Origin of the sequence: Proteus sp. G2300 (assembly GCF_009915965.1) — a bacterium.
In the GTDB taxonomy this organism is placed as follows: domain Bacteria; phylum Pseudomonadota; class Gammaproteobacteria; order Enterobacterales; family Enterobacteriaceae; genus Proteus; species Proteus vulgaris.
In genome coordinates, this window is sequence record NZ_JAABNK010000025.1 from 159,788 (window position 1) to 182,362 (window position 22,575).

The 22,575-nt window shown below is 38.9% G+C and carries 20 protein-coding genes; 7 read left to right on the forward strand and 13 right to left on the reverse strand.

Annotated elements, in window-relative coordinates:
* Window position 1: 1 nt before the first annotated feature.
* From GWI97_RS16800 to cecR, 4 genes are read right to left on the reverse strand one after another with little or no spacing between them, the layout of a single operon-like run.
* A complete protein-coding gene (locus tag GWI97_RS16800) occupies window positions 2–1,153 on the reverse strand; it encodes an ABC transporter permease (RefSeq protein ID WP_036938322.1) in 1,152 nt (383 codons plus the stop codon).
* Window positions 1,146–2,915: an ATP-binding cassette domain-containing protein gene (locus GWI97_RS16805; protein ID WP_161752149.1), complete on the reverse strand. Its 1,770-nt coding sequence runs from the start codon at window positions 2,913–2,915 to the stop codon at window positions 1,146–1,148. The genes GWI97_RS16800 and GWI97_RS16805 overlap by 8 nt, the downstream gene beginning before the upstream one ends.
* Before the next feature lie 12 nt (window positions 2,916–2,927).
* Window positions 2,928–3,914: a secretion protein HlyD gene (gene hlyD, locus GWI97_RS16810; RefSeq protein WP_036938318.1), complete on the reverse strand. Its 987-nt coding sequence runs from the start codon at window positions 3,912–3,914 to the stop codon at window positions 2,928–2,930.
* A gap of 11 nt (window positions 3,915–3,925) precedes the next feature.
* Window positions 3,926–4,624, reverse strand: a complete 699-nt coding sequence (gene cecR / locus GWI97_RS16815; RefSeq protein WP_036938316.1) for a transcriptional regulator CecR — start codon at window positions 4,622–4,624, stop codon at window positions 3,926–3,928.
* A gap of 377 nt (window positions 4,625–5,001) precedes the next feature.
* Here cecR and rhlE point away from each other — a divergent pair, with 377 nt between their 5' ends.
* The 3 genes from rhlE to GWI97_RS16830 all read left to right on the forward strand — a co-directional run bounded on the left by rhlE (window position 5,002) and on the right by GWI97_RS16830 (window position 7,821).
* Window positions 5,002–6,429, forward strand: coding sequence for an ATP-dependent RNA helicase RhlE (gene rhlE / locus GWI97_RS16820; RefSeq protein WP_087803634.1), 1,428 nt, complete (start codon window positions 5,002–5,004; stop codon window positions 6,427–6,429).
* A 9-nt stretch (window positions 6,430–6,438) separates the two neighbouring features.
* Window positions 6,439–7,371, forward strand: a complete 933-nt coding sequence (gene dusC, locus GWI97_RS16825) for a tRNA dihydrouridine(16) synthase DusC (protein ID WP_036938312.1) — start codon at window positions 6,439–6,441, stop codon at window positions 7,369–7,371.
* A 201-nt stretch (window positions 7,372–7,572) separates the two neighbouring features.
* On the forward strand, window positions 7,573–7,821 hold the full coding sequence (locus tag GWI97_RS16830) for a GlsB/YeaQ/YmgE family stress response membrane protein (RefSeq protein WP_036938310.1): 249 nt from the start codon (window positions 7,573–7,575) through the stop codon (window positions 7,819–7,821).
* Between the two features lie 74 nt (window positions 7,822–7,895).
* On the opposite strand, the gene sseA is transcribed toward GWI97_RS16830, so the two are convergent.
* The 4 genes from sseA to metC all read right to left on the reverse strand — a co-directional run bounded on the left by sseA (window position 7,896) and on the right by metC (window position 11,799).
* Entirely contained in the window at window positions 7,896–8,738 is an 843-nt protein-coding gene (gene sseA / locus GWI97_RS16835) for a 3-mercaptopyruvate sulfurtransferase (protein ID WP_036938306.1), read from the reverse strand.
* A 13-nt stretch (window positions 8,739–8,751) separates the two neighbouring features.
* Entirely contained in the window at window positions 8,752–8,937 is a 186-nt protein-coding gene (locus GWI97_RS16840) for a hypothetical protein (RefSeq protein WP_036938304.1), read from the reverse strand.
* A 284-nt stretch (window positions 8,938–9,221) separates the two neighbouring features.
* Window positions 9,222–10,589 (reverse strand): C4-dicarboxylate transporter DcuC, encoded by a 1,368-nt coding sequence (dcuC, locus tag GWI97_RS16845; RefSeq protein ID WP_036938302.1) that lies wholly within the window; start codon window positions 10,587–10,589, stop codon window positions 9,222–9,224.
* A gap of 34 nt (window positions 10,590–10,623) precedes the next feature.
* Entirely contained in the window at window positions 10,624–11,799 is a 1,176-nt protein-coding gene (metC, locus tag GWI97_RS16850) for a cystathionine beta-lyase (RefSeq protein ID WP_036938300.1), read from the reverse strand.
* A 404-nt stretch (window positions 11,800–12,203) separates the two neighbouring features.
* Between metC and purB the strand changes: the two genes are divergently transcribed.
* Together purB and GWI97_RS16860 are read left to right on the forward strand one after the other, a co-directional pair.
* A complete protein-coding gene (gene purB, locus GWI97_RS16855) occupies window positions 12,204–13,571 on the forward strand; it encodes an adenylosuccinate lyase (RefSeq protein ID WP_036938298.1) in 1,368 nt (455 codons plus the stop codon).
* Window positions 13,572–13,652: 81 nt separating this feature from the next.
* Window positions 13,653–15,041, forward strand: a complete 1,389-nt coding sequence (locus GWI97_RS16860) for an MmgE/PrpD family protein (protein ID WP_036938296.1) — start codon at window positions 13,653–13,655, stop codon at window positions 15,039–15,041.
* A gap of 63 nt (window positions 15,042–15,104) precedes the next feature.
* On the opposite strand, the gene GWI97_RS16865 is transcribed toward GWI97_RS16860, so the two are convergent.
* The 3 genes from GWI97_RS16865 to GWI97_RS16875 form a co-directional block, all read right to left on the reverse strand.
* Entirely contained in the window at window positions 15,105–15,530 is a 426-nt protein-coding gene (locus GWI97_RS16865; RefSeq protein WP_036938294.1) for a hypothetical protein, read from the reverse strand.
* Between the two features lie 176 nt (window positions 15,531–15,706).
* Window positions 15,707–16,588, reverse strand: a complete 882-nt coding sequence (locus GWI97_RS16870) for a dihydrodipicolinate synthase family protein (RefSeq protein WP_036938292.1) — start codon at window positions 16,586–16,588, stop codon at window positions 15,707–15,709.
* Between the two features lie 73 nt (window positions 16,589–16,661).
* Window positions 16,662–17,570: a LysR family transcriptional regulator gene (locus GWI97_RS16875; RefSeq protein ID WP_036938290.1), complete on the reverse strand. Its 909-nt coding sequence runs from the start codon at window positions 17,568–17,570 to the stop codon at window positions 16,662–16,664.
* A gap of 252 nt (window positions 17,571–17,822) precedes the next feature.
* Between GWI97_RS16875 and dinG the strand changes: the two genes are divergently transcribed.
* Window positions 17,823–19,955, forward strand: a complete 2,133-nt coding sequence (dinG, locus tag GWI97_RS16880) for an ATP-dependent DNA helicase DinG (protein ID WP_087803626.1) — start codon at window positions 17,823–17,825, stop codon at window positions 19,953–19,955.
* A 38-nt stretch (window positions 19,956–19,993) separates the two neighbouring features.
* Here the strand turns inward: dinG and dps are convergent, their stop codons facing one another.
* Both dps and rhtA read right to left on the reverse strand, forming a co-directional pair.
* Window positions 19,994–20,500 carry a DNA starvation/stationary phase protection protein Dps gene (dps, locus tag GWI97_RS16885; protein ID WP_036938285.1) on the reverse strand — a complete coding sequence of 169 codons (507 nt, stop codon included), beginning with the start codon at window positions 20,498–20,500 and terminating at the stop codon, window positions 19,994–19,996.
* A 275-nt stretch (window positions 20,501–20,775) separates the two neighbouring features.
* Entirely contained in the window at window positions 20,776–21,666 is an 891-nt protein-coding gene (rhtA, locus tag GWI97_RS16890; RefSeq protein WP_036938283.1) for a threonine/homoserine exporter RhtA, read from the reverse strand.
* A gap of 329 nt (window positions 21,667–21,995) precedes the next feature.
* Here rhtA and GWI97_RS16895 point away from each other — a divergent pair, with 329 nt between their 5' ends.
* Window positions 21,996–22,574: a TIGR00730 family Rossman fold protein gene (locus GWI97_RS16895; protein WP_115370386.1), complete on the forward strand. Its 579-nt coding sequence runs from the start codon at window positions 21,996–21,998 to the stop codon at window positions 22,572–22,574.
* The last annotated feature ends 1 nt before the right edge of the window (window position 22,575 follow it).

The window sequence follows — 22,575 nt, forward strand, 5'->3', positions numbered from 1 at the left end:
TTTAATCTAATCGACGACGTGTTGCTAACGCCGTTAATCCAATAAAAAATATCGCCGATACAATTAATAACCACATATCTAGCATTAATATCAACGGAATATCACCAGCCAAAAAGAGTGTTTGTAAACTACTGACAAAATAACGCGCGGGAATAAAATAAGTCACCACTTGAATAAATATGGGCATACTATCAATTTCAAAAACAAAGCCTGATAACATAATTGCGGGTAAAAATGCGGCATTTAGCGAAATCATCGCGGCATTAAATTGATTACGCGTTAGCGTGGAAATAAGCAATCCCATGCCTAAAGCGGTAGCTAAAAAGAGCGAGGTGATCCCGCCTAAAATCCACAACGATCCTCTATAAGGTACGCCAAGCACAAACACGGTGACTACCATACATAACACCATGACAAAACTGCCTAACACTTGGTAAGGAATAAGCTTTGAAAGTAAGAGTTCTGTGCGTGTTATTTGGGTAGAAAGTAGCGCTTCCATCGTACCTCGTTCCCATTCACGCGCAATCACTAGCGAGGTAAGGATAGCGCCTACGACGGTAATAATAATAGTAACGGCACCCGGAATAATATAGTGCTGACTTATTGCCGCAGGGTTAAACCAATAACGAGGTTCTATTTCGATTAAGGGGGGAGTATCAATACCTTTGCTGATAGCTTGTTGTTGTAACCAGATTTGCCAAACCCCTTTGGTATAAGCTTGTACAAAGTTTGCGGTATTGGGTTCGCTACCATCGGTGATCACTTGAATGGGCGCTTTCGTGCCCTGGCGAGCCAGTAATTCAGCAAAATTAACAGGGATAACCACAATACCTCTAATTTGCCCCGCCTGCATTTTATCGATTAATAATTGTCGATTATCGCTAATGGTTGCATTGATATAAGGTGAGTTTGTAAAGGTATAAACGAGCGCTTGCGAAGGTTGGCTTTGTTGATTGGTTAAAATACCGATATTTAATTTACTTGAGTCTAAATTAATGCCATAACCAAATATAAACAGCAAAGTAAGCGGAATAACAATGGCAATTAAGGCACTACTGGGATCGCGAGTAATTTGTTTTGTTTCTTTTAAACACAGTGCGTATAAACGTCGCCAAGAAAAGCGGGCATGAGAGGATTGAGCTGAATTAGGCATGTGTTTCGCTCCCTTTATCATTTTCACGTTCAAGTTTTTTATCGTAATCTAGCACCAAGCCAATAAAGGCATCTTCCATTGAAGGCGTTGGATTATCATCACTGGCAACCATTTTCTTGAGCGAATCAGGTTCGCCAGCAGCAATGATTTTTCCGCGATAAACCAAACCAATGCGATCACAATACTCGGCTTCATCCATAAAGTGGGTCGTCACCATCACAGTCACCCCTTTATCAACCATACCATTAATGTGTAGCCAAAACTCTCGCCGTGTTAAGGGATCAACACCCGATGTGGGTTCATCTAAAAAGAGAATATCGGGCTCGTGCATGAGTGAACATGCAAGAGCAAGGCGTTGTTTATAACCTAAAGGTAAAGTTTCCGTGATTTGATTCACCATTGGTTGTAAACCAAAAGCGGTTATCATATCGTTGATTTTATCGCGCTGTTGCTTACCATGTAAGCCATAAATACCAGAGAAGAATTTTAAGTTTTGTCCCACTTTAAGATTGCCATAAAGTGAGAATTTTTGTGCCATATAACCTAAATGTTGGCGTGCTTTACCTGAACTCTCTTTTAAGTCCATACCTAATACCAGTGCTTTACCGCTGGAGGGCACCAATAAGCCACACATCATTTTAAATGTTGTCGATTTACCCGCACCGTTAGGCCCCAATAAGCCAAAAATTTCACCACGTTTAACTTGAAAATCAACATGATCAGTTGCTGCAAATTGACCAAACATTTTGGTGAGTTGTTGTGCTTCAATGACGGTCTCATTGGGCGCAGGTGGGATTTGAGGCATGATTTCAGCTAATTCAGATTTATGAGAAGGGCCTCCCCCTAATAAATCAATAAAAGCATCTTCAAAGCGTGGAGTGGCTGGAATAAGTTTAGCGTCAGGTTTACCTAAGGCATTGAGTAATTCGGATTGATTGCTTTGTTTTTTCAAGATCAAACGGACAGATTGTCCTTGAATAACACCATCTGTTACTTGAGGTTGAATAATGGCTTGTTGTAATACTTTTCTTCGCTGATGCCCTTCAACATCAAGCAGAAAAGAGCGACCAGCCATTTTTGCTGTTAAATCTTGCGGAATACCACTATAAAGCAACTCCCCTTTGTTAAGTAAGAGAATATTTTTACATTGCTCTGCTTCATCAAGATAAGAAGTACTCCACAGTATCAACATACCATCACTGGCTAAGGCATGTACCATTTGCCAAAGCTCACGCCGTGCAATGGGATCAACGCCAACACCAGGCTCATCAAGTAACAAGACTTTAGGGCTACCTAATAAAGTACAAGCCAACCCCAATTTTTGTTTCATTCCTCCTGAAAGATTGCCCGCAAGGCGAGAGGTAAAGCGAGTGAGATCGGTAAAAGAGAGCAACTGCTGGTAAACTTTTTTGCGCTCTTCACCGATGACATTTTTTAAATCAGCATAAAGATTGAGATTTTCTAATACCGTTAAATCTTCATAGAGGCCAAATTTCTGAGGCATATAACCAAGAATGGCTCGGACATCCACGCTTTGGCGTTGTGGATCCATGCCCAAAATACGAATATCACCTGCATCAGGTTTTAATAGCCCTGCAAGCATACGAATGAGTGTCGTTTTACCCGCACCATCTGGGCCGACTAAACCCGTGACAGAGCCACCAGTAATGGTGGCGGTTAATGCAGAAACCGCTGGGCTTTCTAGTCCAGTAAAGCGTTTTTCAACACCTTGTAGTTCGATAGTGTAATCAGTGTGTTCCATTTTGCCTCCCACTTAATGAGTGGGTGCAAATTTTAAAGTCACGGGCATCCCTTGGCGTAATGCATCATCAGCATCCGTCACAACGACTCGAAGTCGATAAACTAAGTCAGTTCTTAATTCCGGTGTTTCGACACTTTTCGGCGTAAATTCTGCTGTCGGTGAAACAAAACCGATTGTGCCATGATAAGGTTTATCTTTACGTCCATCGGTGTAGAGATAAACGTCTCGATTAGGGATAGCTTCGCTTAAGTGGGTTTCACTAATATACGCTCTAACCCAAACCGGGTTGGTTAAAGACACTGTAAATACGGGATTACCTGCGGATAAAATAGTGCCAGGTTCAACGGCTCTTGTTAATATTGTACCTTGTGATGGTGAGATTAACTGCGTGTCTTGAAGGTTTAACTCAGCTTGAGCAACGGCGGCTTTTGCCTGCATAACTTGGCCTCTAGCTGCATCAATATCTTCTTTTCGGTAACCATTTTTATATTGATTTAATTTATCTTGGGCTGCCTTTAAGGCAGCTGCTGCTTGATTACGATTATTTCTTGCGCTGTCTAAGTCATTGGCCGAAATCACGTTACGATTAGCTAAATCTTGTTGGCGTTTATAAAAGTTGTCGGCATATTGCCAAGCGGCTTGTTTTAATGACACATCAGATTGAGCTTGTGCAATTTCCTCACTGCGATAACCCGCTTCCATTAAGGCTAACGCAGCAATAGCACTATCGCGCTCACCATAAGCTTTATCGAGTGCATTACGATAAGGGGCATCATCGAGATTTCCTAGCAGTTGCCCTTTTTCGACAGAAGCACCTTCATCAACAAGCAATGAATCTAATTTTCCTGCAACACGAAAACTTAGATTAACAGTACGTATATCGACATTGCCATAGAGTACTAATTCAGACTCTTTGTTTTCTTCGTAATAATAGATACCTGCAACAACACCGATAATAATCATTAAGATGATAAAGAAGCTGATTTTTTTAGTTTTCATAATAACTCTATTTATGCATGATGTGGGTGAGTGTAAATCTCTCTTAATCCATTGAGTAATAACGTAATATGTGTTTTTAAAGTATTGGAGATAATTTGATATTCATTCTTACCAATTCTATCCCATCCTGTTTGTCTTAGAATGGTTTCTCTCACTAAACGAAATGATAGCACTTCTCCTAAAATAGCGTGAGTGTGTAACATTGTCGTCGGAAGTGTGGGATCTAAACCAATATAGAGAGCTAATAATTTATTTACGCGTGTTAAAAGTGGCGATAACGCTTGTTGGTGAATAAGCGAATATGCTTCTGTGGGGACAAGCTGTTCTCTCGCCATAATACGACTAAGATGAATATTGGCTTTATCAAGTACCAGTTGAGCATATTGTAAAAAGCTATCCGTGATCAGTGTTTGTAGCAATGGCAGATGTTCGGTTGGGTTTGGCCGCTCAAGAAATTCGTCGAGGATGGCAACAGTAGGTTCAAAATCAAGACGGATAAGATCAGCGATATGTTGTGCAACGGCGAGATACAACCCGTCTTTGGAGCCAAAATAATAAGCGATAGCGGCAATATTTTGTTGAGCGGCTTGTGCAATCTGGCGTGTTGTGGCTGCATCGGGGCCATTCTTACCAAAGATCTCACATGCTGCTTCCAATAGTTGTCGTTTTGCTAGTTCACCACGTGTCGTCTTCTGATGGGTTTCTGACATAATAGAAGATACCTTACTTAAGTAAAATGTAACAAAACCAATGATATTAAAAACAGAGATAACAAGGAGTATTATATTAGATGATATTGAACAATAGGGAAATTTTGTAATAAATAATCAAATAAAGGTGATTTGTAATAATAAAAACAACGCTATCTATTATTGAAAATTATTTTTGTATTCTGAACATAGCAAAAACTGTTAAAATAAGGGTTATTAGGTTAACCTAGCAAGGTTCATTCTCTTTTATCACTGTCTATACCTATAAATGGTAGTACCTATAGAGCAATAATATCTATAGATTGACAGTATGAAAGCCCGTCATTTTTAATTTTCAATCACCGTGTTATACGTTCTGGTTGTAGGAGACTACTGTTTTGACCGATTTTACATCGCTTGGCTTAAGTGAGGCGCTTCTCCGCGCTATTGATGAACAAGGGTATAAAACCCCAACCCCTATTCAACAGCAGGCGATTGAGCCGATTTTGGCAGGTAAAGACGTATTAGCCAGTGCGCAAACAGGAACGGGTAAAACAGCCGCTTTTACATTGCCTATCTTGGAAAAGTTAGCTCAATCGGCAGAAAAAACCAAAGGTCGCCAACCTGTTAAAGCACTCATTTTAACGCCAACACGTGAACTCGCAGCACAGATTGCTGAGAATGTGAAAGCGTATAGCCGTTATTTACCGATCCGTTCACTTGTTGTTTTTGGCGGTGTGAGTATTAACCCGCAAATGATGAAATTGCGTGGTGGCGTTGATGTATTGATAGCAACCCCTGGGCGTTTACTCGACCTTGAACATCAAAATGCGGTCGATCTTTCTCGTGTTGAAGTTTTAGTACTTGATGAAGCTGATCGTATGTTAGATATGGGCTTTATTCATGATATTCGCCGAGTGATCAATAAATTACCTAAAAAGCGTCAAAATTTATTATTCTCCGCGACATTCTCTAAAGAGATCACAGGACTGGCCAATTCTTTATTAAATCATCCTGTGAGTATTTCAGTTGCGCCAAAAAATTCGGCTGCTGAATCTGTTGATCAATATGTTCATTTAGTGGATAAAAAACGTAAAACAGAGTTGTTATCACACTTAATTGGCTTAGAAAATTGGTCACAAGTGCTTATTTTTACACGTACTAAGCACGGTGCTAATAAGCTTGCTGAACATTTAAATGCCGATGGTATTAAATCAGCTGCTATTCATGGTAATAAAAGCCAAGGTGCAAGAACCCGTGCTTTAGCTGACTTTAAAGACGGTAAATTAAAAGCGCTGGTGGCAACAGATATTGCAGCACGTGGCCTCGATATCGACCAACTGCCTTATGTTGTCAATTTTGAATTACCGCAAGTGGCTGAAGATTATGTTCACCGTATTGGTAGAACAGGACGAGCGGCGGCAACAGGTAAAGCTATTTCACTGGTTTGTGTTGATGAACATGGATTATTAGCCGATATTGAGCGTTTATTAAAACGTGAAATTCCACGTTTAGCGTTAGAAGGTTATGATCCTGATCCTTCAATTAAAGCCGCCCCATTACATAAAAAGCCAAAAAACAATGCACCACGTAGAAGTGGTGGTGGCCATGGCCGTGCAGATATTCGTGGCAAAGATAATCGCAATAATCCCCGTAAAGAGGCGGGGAGTGAAGGCGGTAAAGAAGGTGATCGTAAAAAAAACAAAGAAAACTACCGTAATAAAGATGGCTCTCGTACCGGTAAATTAGGGCCTCGTCGTTCACGTAAAAGTGATGAAGGTAGTGATAATCAAAGCCCTTGGTCAAAAGCTAAAAAAGAGTTTTGAGGTTAAACCGTGCGAGTTCTATTAGCGCCAATGGAGGGGGTTTTAGACCCCCTTGTGAGAGAGTTGCTCACTTCGATTAATGATTACGATCTCTGTATTACAGAGTTTGTGCGTGTTGTTGATTCATTACTGCCAACAAAAGCTTTTTATCGCTTATGTCCTGAATTGCAGACTGAAAGTCGCACAAAAAGTGGCACACTTGTGCGAGTGCAATTATTAGGGCAACACCCACAATGGTTGGCTGAAAATGCGTTTAGAGCGGTGTCATTAGGCTCTTGGGGAGTTGATTTAAATTGTGGTTGCCCTTCAAAAACAGTCAATGGTAGTGGGGGGGGAGCTTCACTTTTAAAACAGCCAGAAACGATTTATCAAGCCACTAAAGCGATGCGTCATGCAGTACCTTTAGAATTACCTGTATCGGTTAAAGTGAGACTCGGTTGGGATTCTTCCTCGTATAGTCATGAGATTGCAGATGCGGTGGCGCAAGGTGGTGCTACAGAAATCACGGTACATGGCAGAACAAAAGAAGATGGCTATAGTGCAGACAAAATTAATTGGCAGGCTATTGGTGATATTCGCCAAAGACTCTCAATACCTGTGATTGCCAATGGTGAAATCTGGAACCGTGAAGATGCATTAGCTTGTTTAGCTACAACAGGGTGTGATGCGATAATGATTGGGCGTGGTGCAATGAATACACCTAACTTAAGTCGTGTTGTAAAAGGCATAGAAGCTAAAATGTCATGGCAGGAGGTTATTCAATTATTAAAGCGTTATATTCGTTTAGAAAAACGTGGTGATACGACGATCTATCATGCATCACGCATTAAACAGTGGTTTAGCTATTTAAGAAAAGAATATCCAGAGGCGGATGCGTTGTTTAGGCAAATCCGAACATTAAAAACGTCGCCAGAAATTGCAGTCGCAATAGAGGCTCTGTAGTTTAAACAACCATTTTATTTGATAAAAATAGTGCTTATTAATCAGCACTATTTTTTGTTCATTAAGCAATGATATTTCTATTTATCTTAAATATAGTGTTACTTATCTCTAATAATTGGAAAAAATAACTATTTCGACTTACACTCAATAAGTGGCATTTTTAGGTATGTTGTTTATATCATGACTATTTTAGGGGGAAATATGGGAATTCTTGCTTGGATTATCTTTGGTTTGATCGCGGGTATTTTGGCGAAATTCTTAATGCCAGGCTCTTATGATATTGGTCTGATATGGACTTGTATTCTGGGTATTGTGGGTGCGGTTGTTGGTGGCGCAATCAGTAGCTTCTTTGGTAAAGGTAAAGTGGATGGTTTTAACTTTGGTAGCTTTGTTGTTGCCGTTATTGGTGCCATTGTTGTACTCTATCTTGCCAAGATATTCGCCAGTTAATGCATTTATACTCAATCATGATAATAAACCCGCTTAATATGCGGGTTTACTTTTTAAGGCAAAGACTGATTAAGTTAGCATTCGCAAGGAAGAGCACTCTCTGCGCCCCATTGCGCCCAAGAACCGTCATAAAGTGCGATAGACTGACAACCTAATATTGTTAACGCTAAAAATAACACTGCGGCAGTCATACCTGAACCACAGGTAACAATGACGGGTTGTGATAAATCGACACCAGCCTGTTCAAATATTTGCTTTAATTCAGTTTTACCTTTTAATTGCCCATCAACAACTAACTCATTCCAAGGCACATTTTTACTACCAGGAATATGTCCACTACGCAAGCCTGGGCGGGGTTCTGGTGCTCTACCATAAAAGCGATCAGCAGAACGCGCATCAATCATCTGTTTTTGCTTTGTCGCTAGATTATCAATAAGTTGCTGTTTATTAGCATAATGTTGGGCGTGACGTTCAACTACAAATGGAGATGTTGCTGGTGTCTTGATAGTTTCACCTTGTTCTATAGCAAATCCAGCATCAATCCATGCTTGTAGACCGCCAGCAAGAATGCGCACATTACGACAACCTAGTGTTGTGAATGTCCACCAACCTCTAGGAACAGAAAATAAGTTGCCTTGATCGTAAAGAATAACCGTCGTGGTATTAGAGATACCTAATTGCGTCAGCGTTTCTGAAAATAGTGTGTCAGACGGCAACATATGTGGCAATGTTGTCGTTTTATCTGCGATTTCATCAAGATCAAAAAAATGAGCATGTGGAATATGGCGCTCAAGATAAAGCGCTTGATAGTCAATCTGTTGTGTTGGCATTGGTGCACTGACATCTAGGATCACAAGATCAGAGTTATTTTGATGTTCAAATAGCCATTGGGGAGTAACAAAGTAATCGTATTCCACGGTGCGACCTCATTTATTTAGCAGAAGATGAGCTGTCTGGGATAGCTGGAAATTGTTGTGCAGGTGACGTTTCATGTTGCGCTTTTTCTGTTTCTATTGGTGTAGTGGAGCGAGTATAGATATTTAAACCCGCAAGAAAAACACCACCGATAGAACCAAAAGCAAGGAGTGCGATAATGACAATAATTATTTTTTTCATAATGTTCATTTGCAGATGAATGTTGCGCAAAAGTATATCGAGATATGAAGTTGAAACAAGTATTAAGTGGGCTTAATCGACAAATGATGGTGGTTAGAAAGTTTATTTTTTGGGGAAAAGCAAGGGAGAGTAGATAAATAAACAGACTATTTATTTTTATAAATAGTCTGAGTAGGGTTAACGTTGGCGTTAATTATTTCAATCAAAGGTTACAGTCAATGATAAGAAAAAATCCCTTAAACTCAGGAGTAAATGAGTTTAAGGGGAAGGGTAACGCAACTTAATTAGGAATATAAAAACCAGAATGTCATCGCTAAGTTCACAATAGCCGCGACAGCCATAGGAATAGCAGTGCGTTTAACTATTTGGAACGGTGAGACATTCGCAATACCTGCAATGGCGACAATGGCGGCGGTAATGGGTGAAACAGTACGGCCGAAACTTGTCATTATTTGCATGGGTAAAATTAAGGTAATCACATCGACTTTTAAGAAGGCGGCAATTTTAGGTGTTAAGGCTGCAAATGAGAAAAATGCGGCATTGCCCGAACCCATTAAAAAGGCGGCTAATGCAAGAATGGCACTCATTACAATAATCATGGCTGCAATTCCGAAACCTGCATCTTGAGCAGAACTAATTAGTGTATCGACGGCACCACTTTTTAGTAAACCATTCGCAAAGAACTCACCGGAGACAATTAACGATACTACTAAGACAAATTGCTTACCCATTCCTTCAAAGAACAGCATAAAGCTATTCATTACCGCTTTTGCATCGCGTAAGCGAACATATTCAAAAAGAAGTGCAATCACAGTACTAATAATCATCGCTGTGGTGACTTCTAATTTAATATAAGGGTGTAGCAAAGGACTGAAGCCAATAATCAGAATTAAAGGGATCACGGGTAATAAGGCATAAGATAACGGAATTTTATTATCTTCTTCTTTTACAGAATCAATCGTTGTTGGGTCAAAAACAAATCCTTCACGTTTATCCCACCAGCGCTGAATAAAGAAGTGAGTGATGGCAACAGCAATAATAATAGGAATAGTGATCGGTAACTGATGTTGAACAAAATAGACGGCAGGTTCAATATCCGCTGTTTTCGCAGCCATAATCACGTTACCAGAACCGGGACCATGGTCGATAAACTGGCAACATCCAATAACACCTAAAGCGGAAAGTGGACTAATACCAGAACGAATTAATATAGGGTACATAGTGACCATCAACAGCATACCTAAACCCGCATGGCTAGGAATAAAGATAACCAAGATTTGGGTGACTAGAAATGAAATCACTAATAATAAGTAAGGCGATTTTATCGCTTTTAATGGTTTCTCAAAAATCGCGAATAAAGCACGGCTTGCGCCAACGTGTTCCATATAACGAGAGAAACCCGCAATGGCCATTAATGTTAAACCAAGACCCGCTAGGCGAGAACTCATAATATTCGTAAAGATTTGGAAAATATCAAAATATTTAAATTGAGTGGATTTATTTTCTGGCAATAACGGATTAAGGTCGAGAGATGCCGTTAAGAGTAATAGCAACAACCCGCCGAGTAATAATACTGGTTGAGGCTTATAACCTCGCGCCAGTAAATAAACCACCAACGCTGTTACCAGCGCGGCAATGATTAAACCTGTCATAGTGAATTCCCCGGTAATGACGCAATATTTTTTGTTATTGGTTTAATGCTGAAAAAGCTTGTGTAATATCTGCAATAAGATCGTCAGTTGCCTCAAGACCAATATGTAAACGGACAAAAGGACCATGACCTTCACGCCAATCAGATGCTGTTCTTGCACCAACAACATTGGCCGGTAATGCAAGGCTTTCGAATCCCCCCCAAGATGCACCAATCCCAAATAGCTCAAGCGCATCAATAAATTGCTCTGATTGTTTTGTGGTAAATTCTTGTTTGAACTCAATAGTTAATAGGCCGTTACTGCCTTTGCAGTCACGTTTCCATAAATCATGACGAGGGTGATTAGGTAATTCAGGGAACCATACTTTTTCAACTTCTGGACGAGTCTCTAACCACTGGGCGATAGTCAGAGCCGATTTACCATGAGCGGCAATACGTTGGCCTAATGTCCTCATTCCGCGAAGTACTAGTGCTGCATCATCAGGACTACTGGCTTGACCTAATGCTTCGGGTAATGCACCAATTTTTTCCCATGCTTTTTCATTGGCGACCATAATGCCCATCATGACATCAGAGTGACCGCATAAATATTTAGTTGCTGCAATAACTGAGACATCAGCGCCTAATTCCAGTGGGTTATAAAGCCATGCAGAGCCCCATGTATTATCAACACCGACAGGAATATTTCTTTCATGAGCAATACGGCAGATTTCAGGTAAGTCGAGCATTTCATAAAGGAGTGAGCCTGGAGATTCGACAAAAATAAGCTGTGTATTTTGCTGAATTTTCTGTTCAAAATCTGAACCGTCGGTTTTAAAGAAGCTATAAGCAATATTATTGGGTTCAAGGAAAGCAGAAGCGATTTTACGCACAGGTTCATAAACGGAATCGGCAAATAAAACATGCCCGCCACTGCGTGCATATCCCATAATGGTCACTGCGATAGCCGCCAAACCGGTAGGGAACAATTGAGCACGATGACCACCTTCTAGTTCTGTCACTAAAGCTTCTAAAGCAAAAGCGGTTTCGGTACCACGAGCGCCATAACTCAATACACGCTCTGTCGCACGACGATCACGTACATCACGCCAGCTTTTAATTGAGTCAAAAACAATAGTACTGGCTCTCATAACAGGTGGATTAATGGGACCAGAAGTCTTAATTTCTTGACGTCCACTGTGGATTAATTTTGTTTGTTTATTTTGTTTCATTATTAATATCTCCAAATATAGAAATAGAGTTCCCCGGTAATTAAATAAAATGATTAATTACTGTTTGTACTTATTTTGTTTCTATTATTTATAACAAACTTATTTATTTTTAAAATAGCTATTTTCTAAAAATGATGATCTCCCTCTAACTTTTTAGCATTAATTATTCTAATTGAATCTTAAATGTTATTTAAGATTCAAAAGTTATAATTCATAAATAAAAGATTATTTATAACATATTGAATTAATGTTACTTTTTAATTGATAAGAAATATTTGAAATTAGATTAAAATTATCAAAGTGTTTTTTTAGAGATTATATTGCATAAATAAAATAACAATCTAACAAGTCGTTTGATTAAAAAAACGATTTTTTTTATTATTCTTTTAACAGGGGAAATAATTATGGGAACCAGCGTTTTCGATTCGGTTTTATTAAAGAATTTATGGTCAACAGAAGAGATGAGAACTATTTTTTCTGATAAAACAAGAATGCAAAATTGGCTTGATTATGAAGCGGCATTAGCCATTGAACAAGCTGAATTAGGTTTGATCCCAAAAGAAGCAGCTAAAGTTATTGCAGATACCGCGAAACTTGAAAAGCTCGATATGGATTATGTATTAGAACAAGTGCGCCTTACTCGCCATCCATTAGTGCCAACAATTCGTGGTTTAGAACATGCTTGCCCAGAACACTATGGGGAATATGTTCATTTTGGGCCAACCACTCAAGATGTAATTGATACCGGCCTTGTGCTTCAACTCAAAGAAGCGCATCACACTTTTTTACGTGATATCAAAGTATTAGGTCGTGCATTACTTTCATTAAGTGAACGACATCGCAATACGCCAATGGTTGGACGTACATTAGCTTTACAAGCTCTACCTATTACTTTCGGTCATAAAACGGCGATTTGGTTAACTGAATTAGCACGTCATTACCAACGCCTTAAAGAAATTGAGCCTCGTTTATTTGTTGGCAGTGTTGTCGGTGCGGTGGGGACAAAAGCCTCTTTAAGTGATAAAGCTGATGAATTAGAAGCTCGCGTATTAAAACGCTTAGGCTTAGGCGTACCTGAAATTTCATGGCAACCTGCACGTGATAGATTCAGTGAATATGGTATGTTGATTGGCTTAATTAGCGGAACTTTAGGTAAAATTGCCAATGAAATCCTACTATTAGCACATAACGAAATTGATGAGTTATCTGAACCGTTTAGTAAAGGACAAGTGGGTTCTTCGACTATGCCACATAAACGTAATCCAGCGATTGTAGAAAATGCGGCCTGTGTTAGTAATACCTTAAAAGCAAATCTTTCTGTACTAACAGACATGATGAAACATCAACATGAGCGTGATGGTGCTATTTGGAAAATGGAATGGAAAATCATGCCAGAAATGTGCCTGATGTTATCTGTTATCTTCGATAATATGAAAACAGTATTAGGTGGATTAAATGTGCATGTAGAAAAAATGCGCGAAAATATGGACATATTAGGCGGTTTTATGTTGGCAGAGCGTGTGATGTTTGCATTATCTGATAAAGCAGGTAAACAAACCGCACATGAAATTGTGTATGAAGCATCCATGTCAGGACAAGAAGAAGGCATAACCTTCGTCGAAGCGATTAATCGCGATACGCGTATCCGTGATCACATCACTCAAGAAGAGCTTGATGCTCTTTTAGATCCAACAACGTATGTAGGAAATGCGCCGGCCCAAGTTGATCGTGTTGTCGCACAAACCAAAGCTTCTGGCTGGTTAAATGACTAAGTGACTTAATTACATCCAATCTTCTTATTATCTAAAAGCCGGTGATATTGCTGGCTTTTTCTTATCTATCCTGAGGTGTTTATGACATTGAGTCAGCAGTTAGCCCAATTTATTACTACAACCACTTTCTCTGATTTACCTGTTCAAGTTGTTAGTCAAGCCAAAATTCATTTATTAGATACATTAGGTGTCGCACTTGCTGGAAGTGTGCAACAAAGTGCTATTCAAAGTCGTCAAGGTGTGGCTTTTTTACCTGATAGCCAAGGTAACATTCCGATTTGGGGAAGTTCGCTAACAGCAAGCACTACAGTGGCGGCACTAACAAATGGTATTGCATCACATGCCTTAGATTTTGATGATACACACACTGATTCGATTGCACATGGTAGCGCGGTATTAACGCCGATTGCTTTTGCATTGGGTGAGTCTATTGGTGCTTCATCAAAAGATATTTTAACGGCATGGGTGATTGGCTGGGAAGTGGCAGCAAGAGTAGGCTTAGCAAGCCATAGTGGATTTCATCAGCGAGGTTTTCACGCCACAGCAATTGCGGGAATTTTTGGCGCAACAGCTTGTGCCGCTTCACTATTAAAGTTAACGCCAGAACAAACTGTGAATGCAATAGGCCTAACAGGAAGCCAAGCAGGAGGTGTGGCAGAATATCTTACTAATAGTTCATCTTCTAAATGCTTTCATGCGGGATGGGCTGCACAATCAGGTATTATTGCTGCATCACTAGCAAAAGGTGGAATGACAGGCCCTGAAACGATATTCGAAGGTCGCTATAGTCTCTACCAAACTCACGGTATTCGAGAACAAGCACAACCCGAACAAGTGGCATTGGGATTAGGTAAACGATGGGAATTTTTAAATGTTTCTATTAAGCCTTATCCGGTGTGCCACTTTGCTCATGCGACTGTTGACTGTGGACGTAATCTACTGAAAAAAGGGGTCACGGCTGATGATATTGAGAGCGTGGAGTGCGTGGTTGATCCTGTCGCAGCCGCTTTAATTTGTGAACCACTTGAAACAAAATGGGCACCTCAAACAGCTTATGGAGCAAAATTTAGTTTGCCGTGGCTATTTGCTGTGGGCTTTTTAGATAATGCATTAACGTTATCTTCATTATTACCCGAAAACTTACAACGTGAAGATATTCAATCGTTAGCGAAGCGTGTAAGTTATCGTTATCCTGAAAAAGCTGAAATACCATTCCCAACATATTTTCCAGGATTAATTTTTGTGACATTAAAAAATGGTGAAAAGATCACCGAGAGATTAGATATTCAATATGGTAATCCACAAAATCCAATGACTGATAAGGATGTGATCAGTAAATTTTACGATAATGCTTCATTAGTGATGCAAGATAAACAATTGACTCAACTCGTTGAAAAAACGTTGGATTTTGAGAATGTCACTCTTTCTGAGATTACACAATTATTGCGTATTGAAGAAAACACTAATTAAGTTAAAAATAACGTCAATAAGATGATGAAGTGAAGGATTGGTTTGGTCTATCCAATCCTTTTTTTATTGCCTTGCACACATAAATTCAGATGTACATACAATTTTTTCACCAATACGAACAATACCAAAAAAGCTAACAATAGTGCGTCGTTGTCGGCGAAACTGAATATCCAGATGTAGCTGATCACCCGCTTTTACCGCATCATAAAACCGTGCATTTTTTATACTGGCAAAATAACATTGCTGGCCTTCTTCCATAGGAGAAAGGTAGTAATGTGCAAGGATCCCTGCCGCTTGAGCCAGACTTTCAAGGAGTAATAAAGGTGGGTAAAACTCACCAAAAACAACCGTATCATTGGTAGTGACATTTTTTATTGCGATTAATTTGCCACAGGCAAGTTCGGCTGGCTCAGAAATAACGCCATCAATTAATAAGAATGGATAACGATGAGGTAATATTTCCATTATTTCACTGACTGAAATGGGCATATATTTTCTCCTCGTTATGGTGATAGAACAAATCGGATCCTGCAACAATAGTGGCTATTATTTCATTCTTATTCAATATCGTACAGCATATTGAACTGAATGGTATGCGAAAGCGATAACAAAGACTAAAATTGTAAAAAATTTAGCCTTTGTTATTTCTAAATAAGAATAGTTTATTAATCAAGTTGAGCAATAATTTGGCGTAGATCCGCTATTGCAGCATCATTTAAAGGCGCTTGCGGTAAAATGGGATCACCTACGTTAAAACCTTGAATATTGAGAGAGGCTTTAATGCATGATGCCAGTGAATATTTAGTAAAGGCTTCATTGAGTTGCCACATTTCTTTTTGTTTTGCCAATGCGGTATCAAAATTGCCTTTTGTTGCGAGTTCATACAGTTCAACACATTGTTTTGGTAAGACGCAAGCAGGGCCTGCCATCCAACCAACACCACCCAGCTTTAATACAAGCAATGGAATATGAGCAGAGGCGCTGAAAATTTTGGCGCGTTCACCAAAGGTGTTGATCATGGTGAGTAAACGACCTGTATTGCTTGACGCATCTTTAATATATTCAATATTCGGGATATAGCTAAGTTCATTGAATAAAGAGATAGGGAGAACATCACCTAAAAGCCCAGGATTTGTGTAAATTGTCATGGATTTTTCAGGAAAGGCTTCAGCGATAGTTCTGAAATAACCCGCTTGCGCTGTTTCGCTTAATGGGTACATTTTTTGTGATATCAGCACCATGCCATCTACACCTAATTGGGCGTATTGTTCAGCCTGATGACAGGCATCTGCGGTTGAAAAACTTGCGACACCTGCAATAACAGGAACCCGCCCCGCAGTTTGATCAACCGTAATACGCACAATTTCATTACGTTGCGCTTGAGAGAGATAAGCATATTCACCAGTGCTACCTAATGGACTTAGTCCATGAACACCACACGAGATCAAATGCTCAATCAAGTGGCGTAATGAGACTTCGAGGATCGTGCCTTTTGTTTGATCAACAGGGGAAACAAGGTAAGGAAAAATACCATGAAATTGGGTCATAATCGGTGTCCTGTTCTATGGTGTTAATATTTTATTACTTTGGTTATTAACGATATTATTTCATTCAGATATTTTATTCTTGTTGAAGAGTTATATCGGCATGATTAATAACTTCATTTTGTTCATTTTTTAATGAATCAAACAGTATTTGTGCTGCTTTTCCTGGGCTATTGGCATTGAGATACAGGTTATAACGAATTGCGGGTAAAGCGGGTAATCCTTCTTTTTCGCCTAAAATACGCAAATCATCACCTGAAAGCTCAATTGACCGCGCCATAATACCTAAACCTGCACGTACCGCAGCTCTAGCTCCTGAAAGCGTTGTAGCCATATAAGCAATTCGCCAACGAATGCCTTGTTGATCAAGGTGATTTATCATCATATCGCGGTATGTGCTGGGTTCATCTAGTACAACTAATGGCAATGGTTCATCAAGATCAAATCTGAAATGTTTTCCGCAATACCATAAGGAAGGGGAGACACGCAGGACAATTTTGGGATACCCCACATGTTCTTCGGTGGAAATAGCTAAATCAAGCTCGTTATTTTCTAGCATCGACATTAAAAACGGACTACGTTTAACAATGATTTCCATAATAAGGCGTGGATATGCACCTGAAAAACGTGCGAGAAGGTCTGGTAAAATCGTGTTTGCCGTATCATCAGGGGAACCAATTTTTAAGATCCCATCGATTTCTTCATGCATTAATGAAAGACAAGCTTCATCGTTCAGACGTAAAATACGGCGAGCATAATTGAGGAGTTGCGTGCCTGCTTCTGTCAGTGTTTTATTTCTGCCTTGGCGAGCAAAAAGTTCTTTACCTATAAGGGATTCAAGTCGCTGCATTTGCTGGCTAACCGCAGATTGAGTACGACAAACAGATTCTGCGGCTGCGGCAAAGGTATTTCCATCGACAACGGCAACAAAGGTTCGGAGTAAATCAAGTTCTAAGTTAAAAATAGGGCGCTTTGCAGAGGTCATTATAGGTATCTCTTAACTGGTGTTGTGTTTTAATAAAACCAATAAATCATATTTTTATAAAGCTATTTTTAATGTGACGTAACGAATACTCATACTATGAAGAGTTGAATTAATAATCTATAACAAAGCTCAATAATTTCGAGATGTTATCCATTCTTTGATGAAAAAAGAGAGTAATTAAAGGTAACTACTGATTTTTATACAGTATTATGAGACAATAGCACCTTTCTTAAAATCAGCTACAGAGTGGTTATGTCCCTTTCTCAATCAGTTAAAACTCAAATAAGTCAGTGGTATAAAGCTCTCCCCGAATATATTGATGGGTTTATTCCCCGTGCGCCACAGCGTGAAATGATCGCTGAAGTAGCCAAGACTTTTTCTGATGAGATGGGACGTCATTTAGTAATTGAAGCGCCAACAGGTGTAGGAAAAACACTCTCTTATCTTATTCCTGGTATTGCAATTAGTCGTGATGAGAAAAAACCACTGATAATCAGTACGGCAAATGTGGCACTGCAAGATCAAATTTTTAGCAAAGATCTCCCCTTATTAAAAAAAATCATTCCTGACCTTACGTTTACAGGTGCTTTTGGCCGTGGGCGTTATTTATGTCCTCGTAATTTAGATGCTATCTGTGCGACTGAAGGCGAGCAAATCGACTTAATGTTTTTACTTGAAGACAAAGTGGATGTGGCAACCAGTGCAGAAAGAGAAATTTGCCAAGAATTAAAAAATGATTTTACGAGTTTTGGCTGGGATGGTTTGCGCGATCATCATAAACGGGCATTAACAGATAGTTTATGGCGCAAAATTAGCACAGATAAAATGAACTGCTTAGGACGCAATTGTCAATATTATCATCGTTGCCCTTTTTTTATTGCTCGCCGTGAAATTGATGAAGTTGATGTAGTGATCACCAATCATGCTTTAGTGATGGCGGCAATGGAAAGCGAATCTGTGTTACCGGATGCTAAAAATATGCTATTGGTGCTAGATGAAGGGCATCATATTCCTGATGTTGCGCGAGATGCACTTGAAGTGGAAGGGGAAATTACCTTAGTTGCCCTTAATAATCAGCTCGATAATATCACTCGCCATGTTAGTCAGTATTTAGCGCAATTTATTCCAGCAAGGCCACCTAAATTGGCTGATCCTATTCGTTTTGATGCCCATATCGCTAAGTTACGTGAAGCTTATCAAGAGGTTGATACATTTACGCGCGTGTTATTACCAGAGCGTAGTGAACAAGATGAATATCTCTTTCCATTAGGCCAATTACCTGAACAACTTTTGCTAAGTTGCCAAACCTTATTTAAGTTAACGGATGGATTAAAAATGTTAGGTGAGGCGATTTTAAACGATTTAACAGAGCGTACAGGCAAAGAAGATGTTGTGCGTTTACATCGTGCTATTTTAACTACCAGTAGAATGGTGGGCTATTTAGAAAATATGGCCAAACTGTGGCGCTTAGCAACATTAGAACAGACGTCAAAAGCTCCCGTATCAAAATGGCTGACTCGTCGTTACGATAAAAAGCAGTCTCATCTCTATTTTCATTGTGCTGGCATTCGTGTTAGCGAACAACTGACACAATTGTTATGGAAAAATATCCCACATGTGGTTATTACTTCTGCGACATTACGCTCATTAAATAGCTATTCTCGTATTCAAGAATTAACAGGCCTAAGTGAGCATTTTGATGATCGCTTTATTACGTTATCTTCACCTTTTGAACATAAAGAGCAAGGTAGATTAGTTATTCCCAAAATGCACTATGAACCTACGATGAGCTATGAGCGTGAACATTTAAAAGAGATGGCTCAATATTTTCGACAAGGAATGGAAGAAAATAATCATCGAGGACAATTGGTTTTATTTAGTAGCCAACGGGCAATGGACGGCTTTTTGGAAGAAGTGAAAGATTTACGTTTATGCTTATTAGTACAAGGGGATCAGCCTCGTTATCGATTGGTAGAAACACATTGTAAGCGTATTGATGCGGGTGATAATAGTGTATTGATTGGTTTGCAATCATTTGCTGAAGGGCTTGACTTAAAAGGAGATTATTTAACACAGGTGCATATTCATAAAATTGCTTTCCCTCCTGTGACTGATCCTGTCATTGTGACAGAAGGTGAGTGGCTCAAATCACTGAAACGTTATCCATTTGAAGTGCAAAGCTTACCAAGTGCATCATTTAATTTAATTCAGCAAGTCGGTCGTCTTATTCGTAGTCATCATTGTCACGGTGAAATTGTCATTTATGATAGGCGTTTGCTAACTAAAAATTACGGGGGACGTTTATTAACGGCGTTACCTGTTTTTCCTATTTATCAACCTGATATGCCTAAAATAAATAAAAAAAGACTACCTAAAGAAAGGTAGCCTTTTTAAGTTATAATTATAACGTATTATATTATCAATTAATTCTCAATATTAGCTTCAATAAACCATAAGAATTTATCAAGATCACGTGATGCGGCTGTAAACATATCCGCGGTATCTTCGTCTTCAACTTCATCAATGGCTTTACGAATATCATTTGCAACGATAGCATAACGATCGGCCAGTGCTTTTAAGTGATCTTGCACATCGTGAATATCCAGAGGATAAGCTTTCAATGGGGTTTTCTTACTGACAACCTGTGCTGTGCCTAATACAGTGCCACCTAATTGAACAACACGCTCTGCAAATTCATCAGTGTGTTCATTAATGGTATCGCGGAAGCCGTCTACCATCTCATGAACAGAAATAAAGTTTCTGCCACGCATATTCCAGTGCGCTTGTTTTGTAATGAGAGATAGGTCGATAAACTGCGTCACCATCTGTTGTAGTAATTCGATAGCATGCAGTTTTACACTATCATCGAGATTATTACGGGTATAAAGCAGAGTTGAAGGTGTGGATTTGACTAATTTAGCAGTACTCATAATCGTTCTCCCTAAATAATTAATAAATCATTATCTTAATTTCTGTTAATTATGATAGTGAATTATTAATGGTTAGTCTTATCGATTGATACTATTAAATTGATAGGTCATCTATTAAAAAAATCTAATCTATCGAAATAGTCTATTTAGGGTAAGACAATGAGCGAAAAATAGCAATGATAGGTCAGTAAAGTTATTATTTAATAAGTAAAAAGGATCATAAGATCCTTTTAAAACTAATATTAATTTCTTACTGAGTAAAATGAGTTAAATATCTATTTTATTTCCTCAATTTTGGTTTTGCTTTTCATGGTCGTTGTTGAACCAATAGAGGCTAAAACAATAAAGGCTAAGGCAACCCATTGTATTAACGTCAAATGTTCATGTAAGAAAATAATACCAATAAAAGCTCCCATACAAGGCTCTAAGCTCATTAAAGTACCAAATGTTTTAGCTGGTAGACGCGTAAGTGCGATCATTTCTAAGGTATAAGGGAATGCGGTTGATAAAATCGCAATCGCCAAAGCAATAGGTAAAATAGACCAACTAAACATAATGTCAGGACTGCTTTGTAACATACCAATAGGAACAAAAATAAAAGCCGCAACTAACGAGCCAATAGAAACCGTTGCCGCGCCGTAACCTTTACCTGCACGTTGTCCGAATACAATATATAACGCCCAACCTACACCGGCACCCAGTGCATAAAGGATACCTAGAGGATCTAATCCATGAATATTATCGCCAATAGGCAGCAATAATCCTAAACCTGCAATGACTAAAATTATCCATAAAAAGTCGATGGCTCTGCGCGATGAAAACATAGCAACAGCTAAAGGGCCTGTAAATTCAAGGGCAACCGCAATACCTAAAGGAATGGTTTCAAGGGCGAGGTAGAAAAGGTAATTCATTGCCCCTAACGATAAACCATATAAAAACAGTGGCATAATTGACTCGCGGTTAAATTTGAGCCGCCATGGTTTAAAGATAAAAAAGAGGATCAATGTGCCTAATAATAGACGTAACGCCGTTACCGCAGGGGCACCGATAACAGGAAATAGGCTTTTAGCAAGGGATGCGCCACTTTGTATCGAAAGCATAGAAAGAAGCAAAAGAAGCACAGGATAAAATACCTGTAATTTAGCTGAGTGTCTGGCTGACAACATCCTATAAAACCTCGTCAATAATCAATCGTATGTGTGCTCTGTTAGCGAAATAACAAAGGATCGCATAATATAAAATAAAATTACGTGCTTTAATATAGTTATTTATTAATAAATATTTTTATTTAAATTTAGTTGAATAAATTTAGTTAAAATACAAGTCAATTAATATTGAATAAAATAAAGAATAGGATAATTTAAATATAAGATTTAATAATAATTAAAGATATATGCATGATAAAAGTGCAAAAACACTTTTTTTAACCTTTTTTATCAAAGTAGGCTTAAGTATAATTCGACATTCGTTTTAACTAGCAAAATGAGAATAAAAAATGAATAAAATAAAATCTATCGCTGTGTATTGTGGTTCTAGTTTAGGGGCCTCACCTATTTATAAAGAACAAGCCATTATTTTTGCCGAAGAGCTGGTTAAACGTAATATTACCTTAATTTATGGAGGAGCAAGTGTGGGAATTATGGGTACACTTGCAGATACAGTATTAGCTGAAGGCGGAAAAGTAATTGGGGTTATTCCTACGCTATTAGAAGGGCGTGAAATTTCTCATAAAAATCTGACTGAACTGCACGTTGTTGAGACCATGCATCAGCGTAAAAGCAAAATGATAGAACTAGCAGAAGGTTTTGTCGCTTTACCTGGTGGTTTTGGTACATTAGAGGAGTTTAGTGAAGTCTTTACATGGAGCCAAATTGGGTTGCATAAAAAACCCTTGGGCATACTTAATATTAATCAGTTTTATTCACCATTATTAATGATGATTGATAAAATGGCGGACGAACAATTCCTACATGAAAAATATCGCAATATGGCAATTGTAGAACAATGTCCTATTCAATTATTAAATAAGTTTGAAACATATATTGCACCTCCGGTAAAAACCTACAACAAATAAA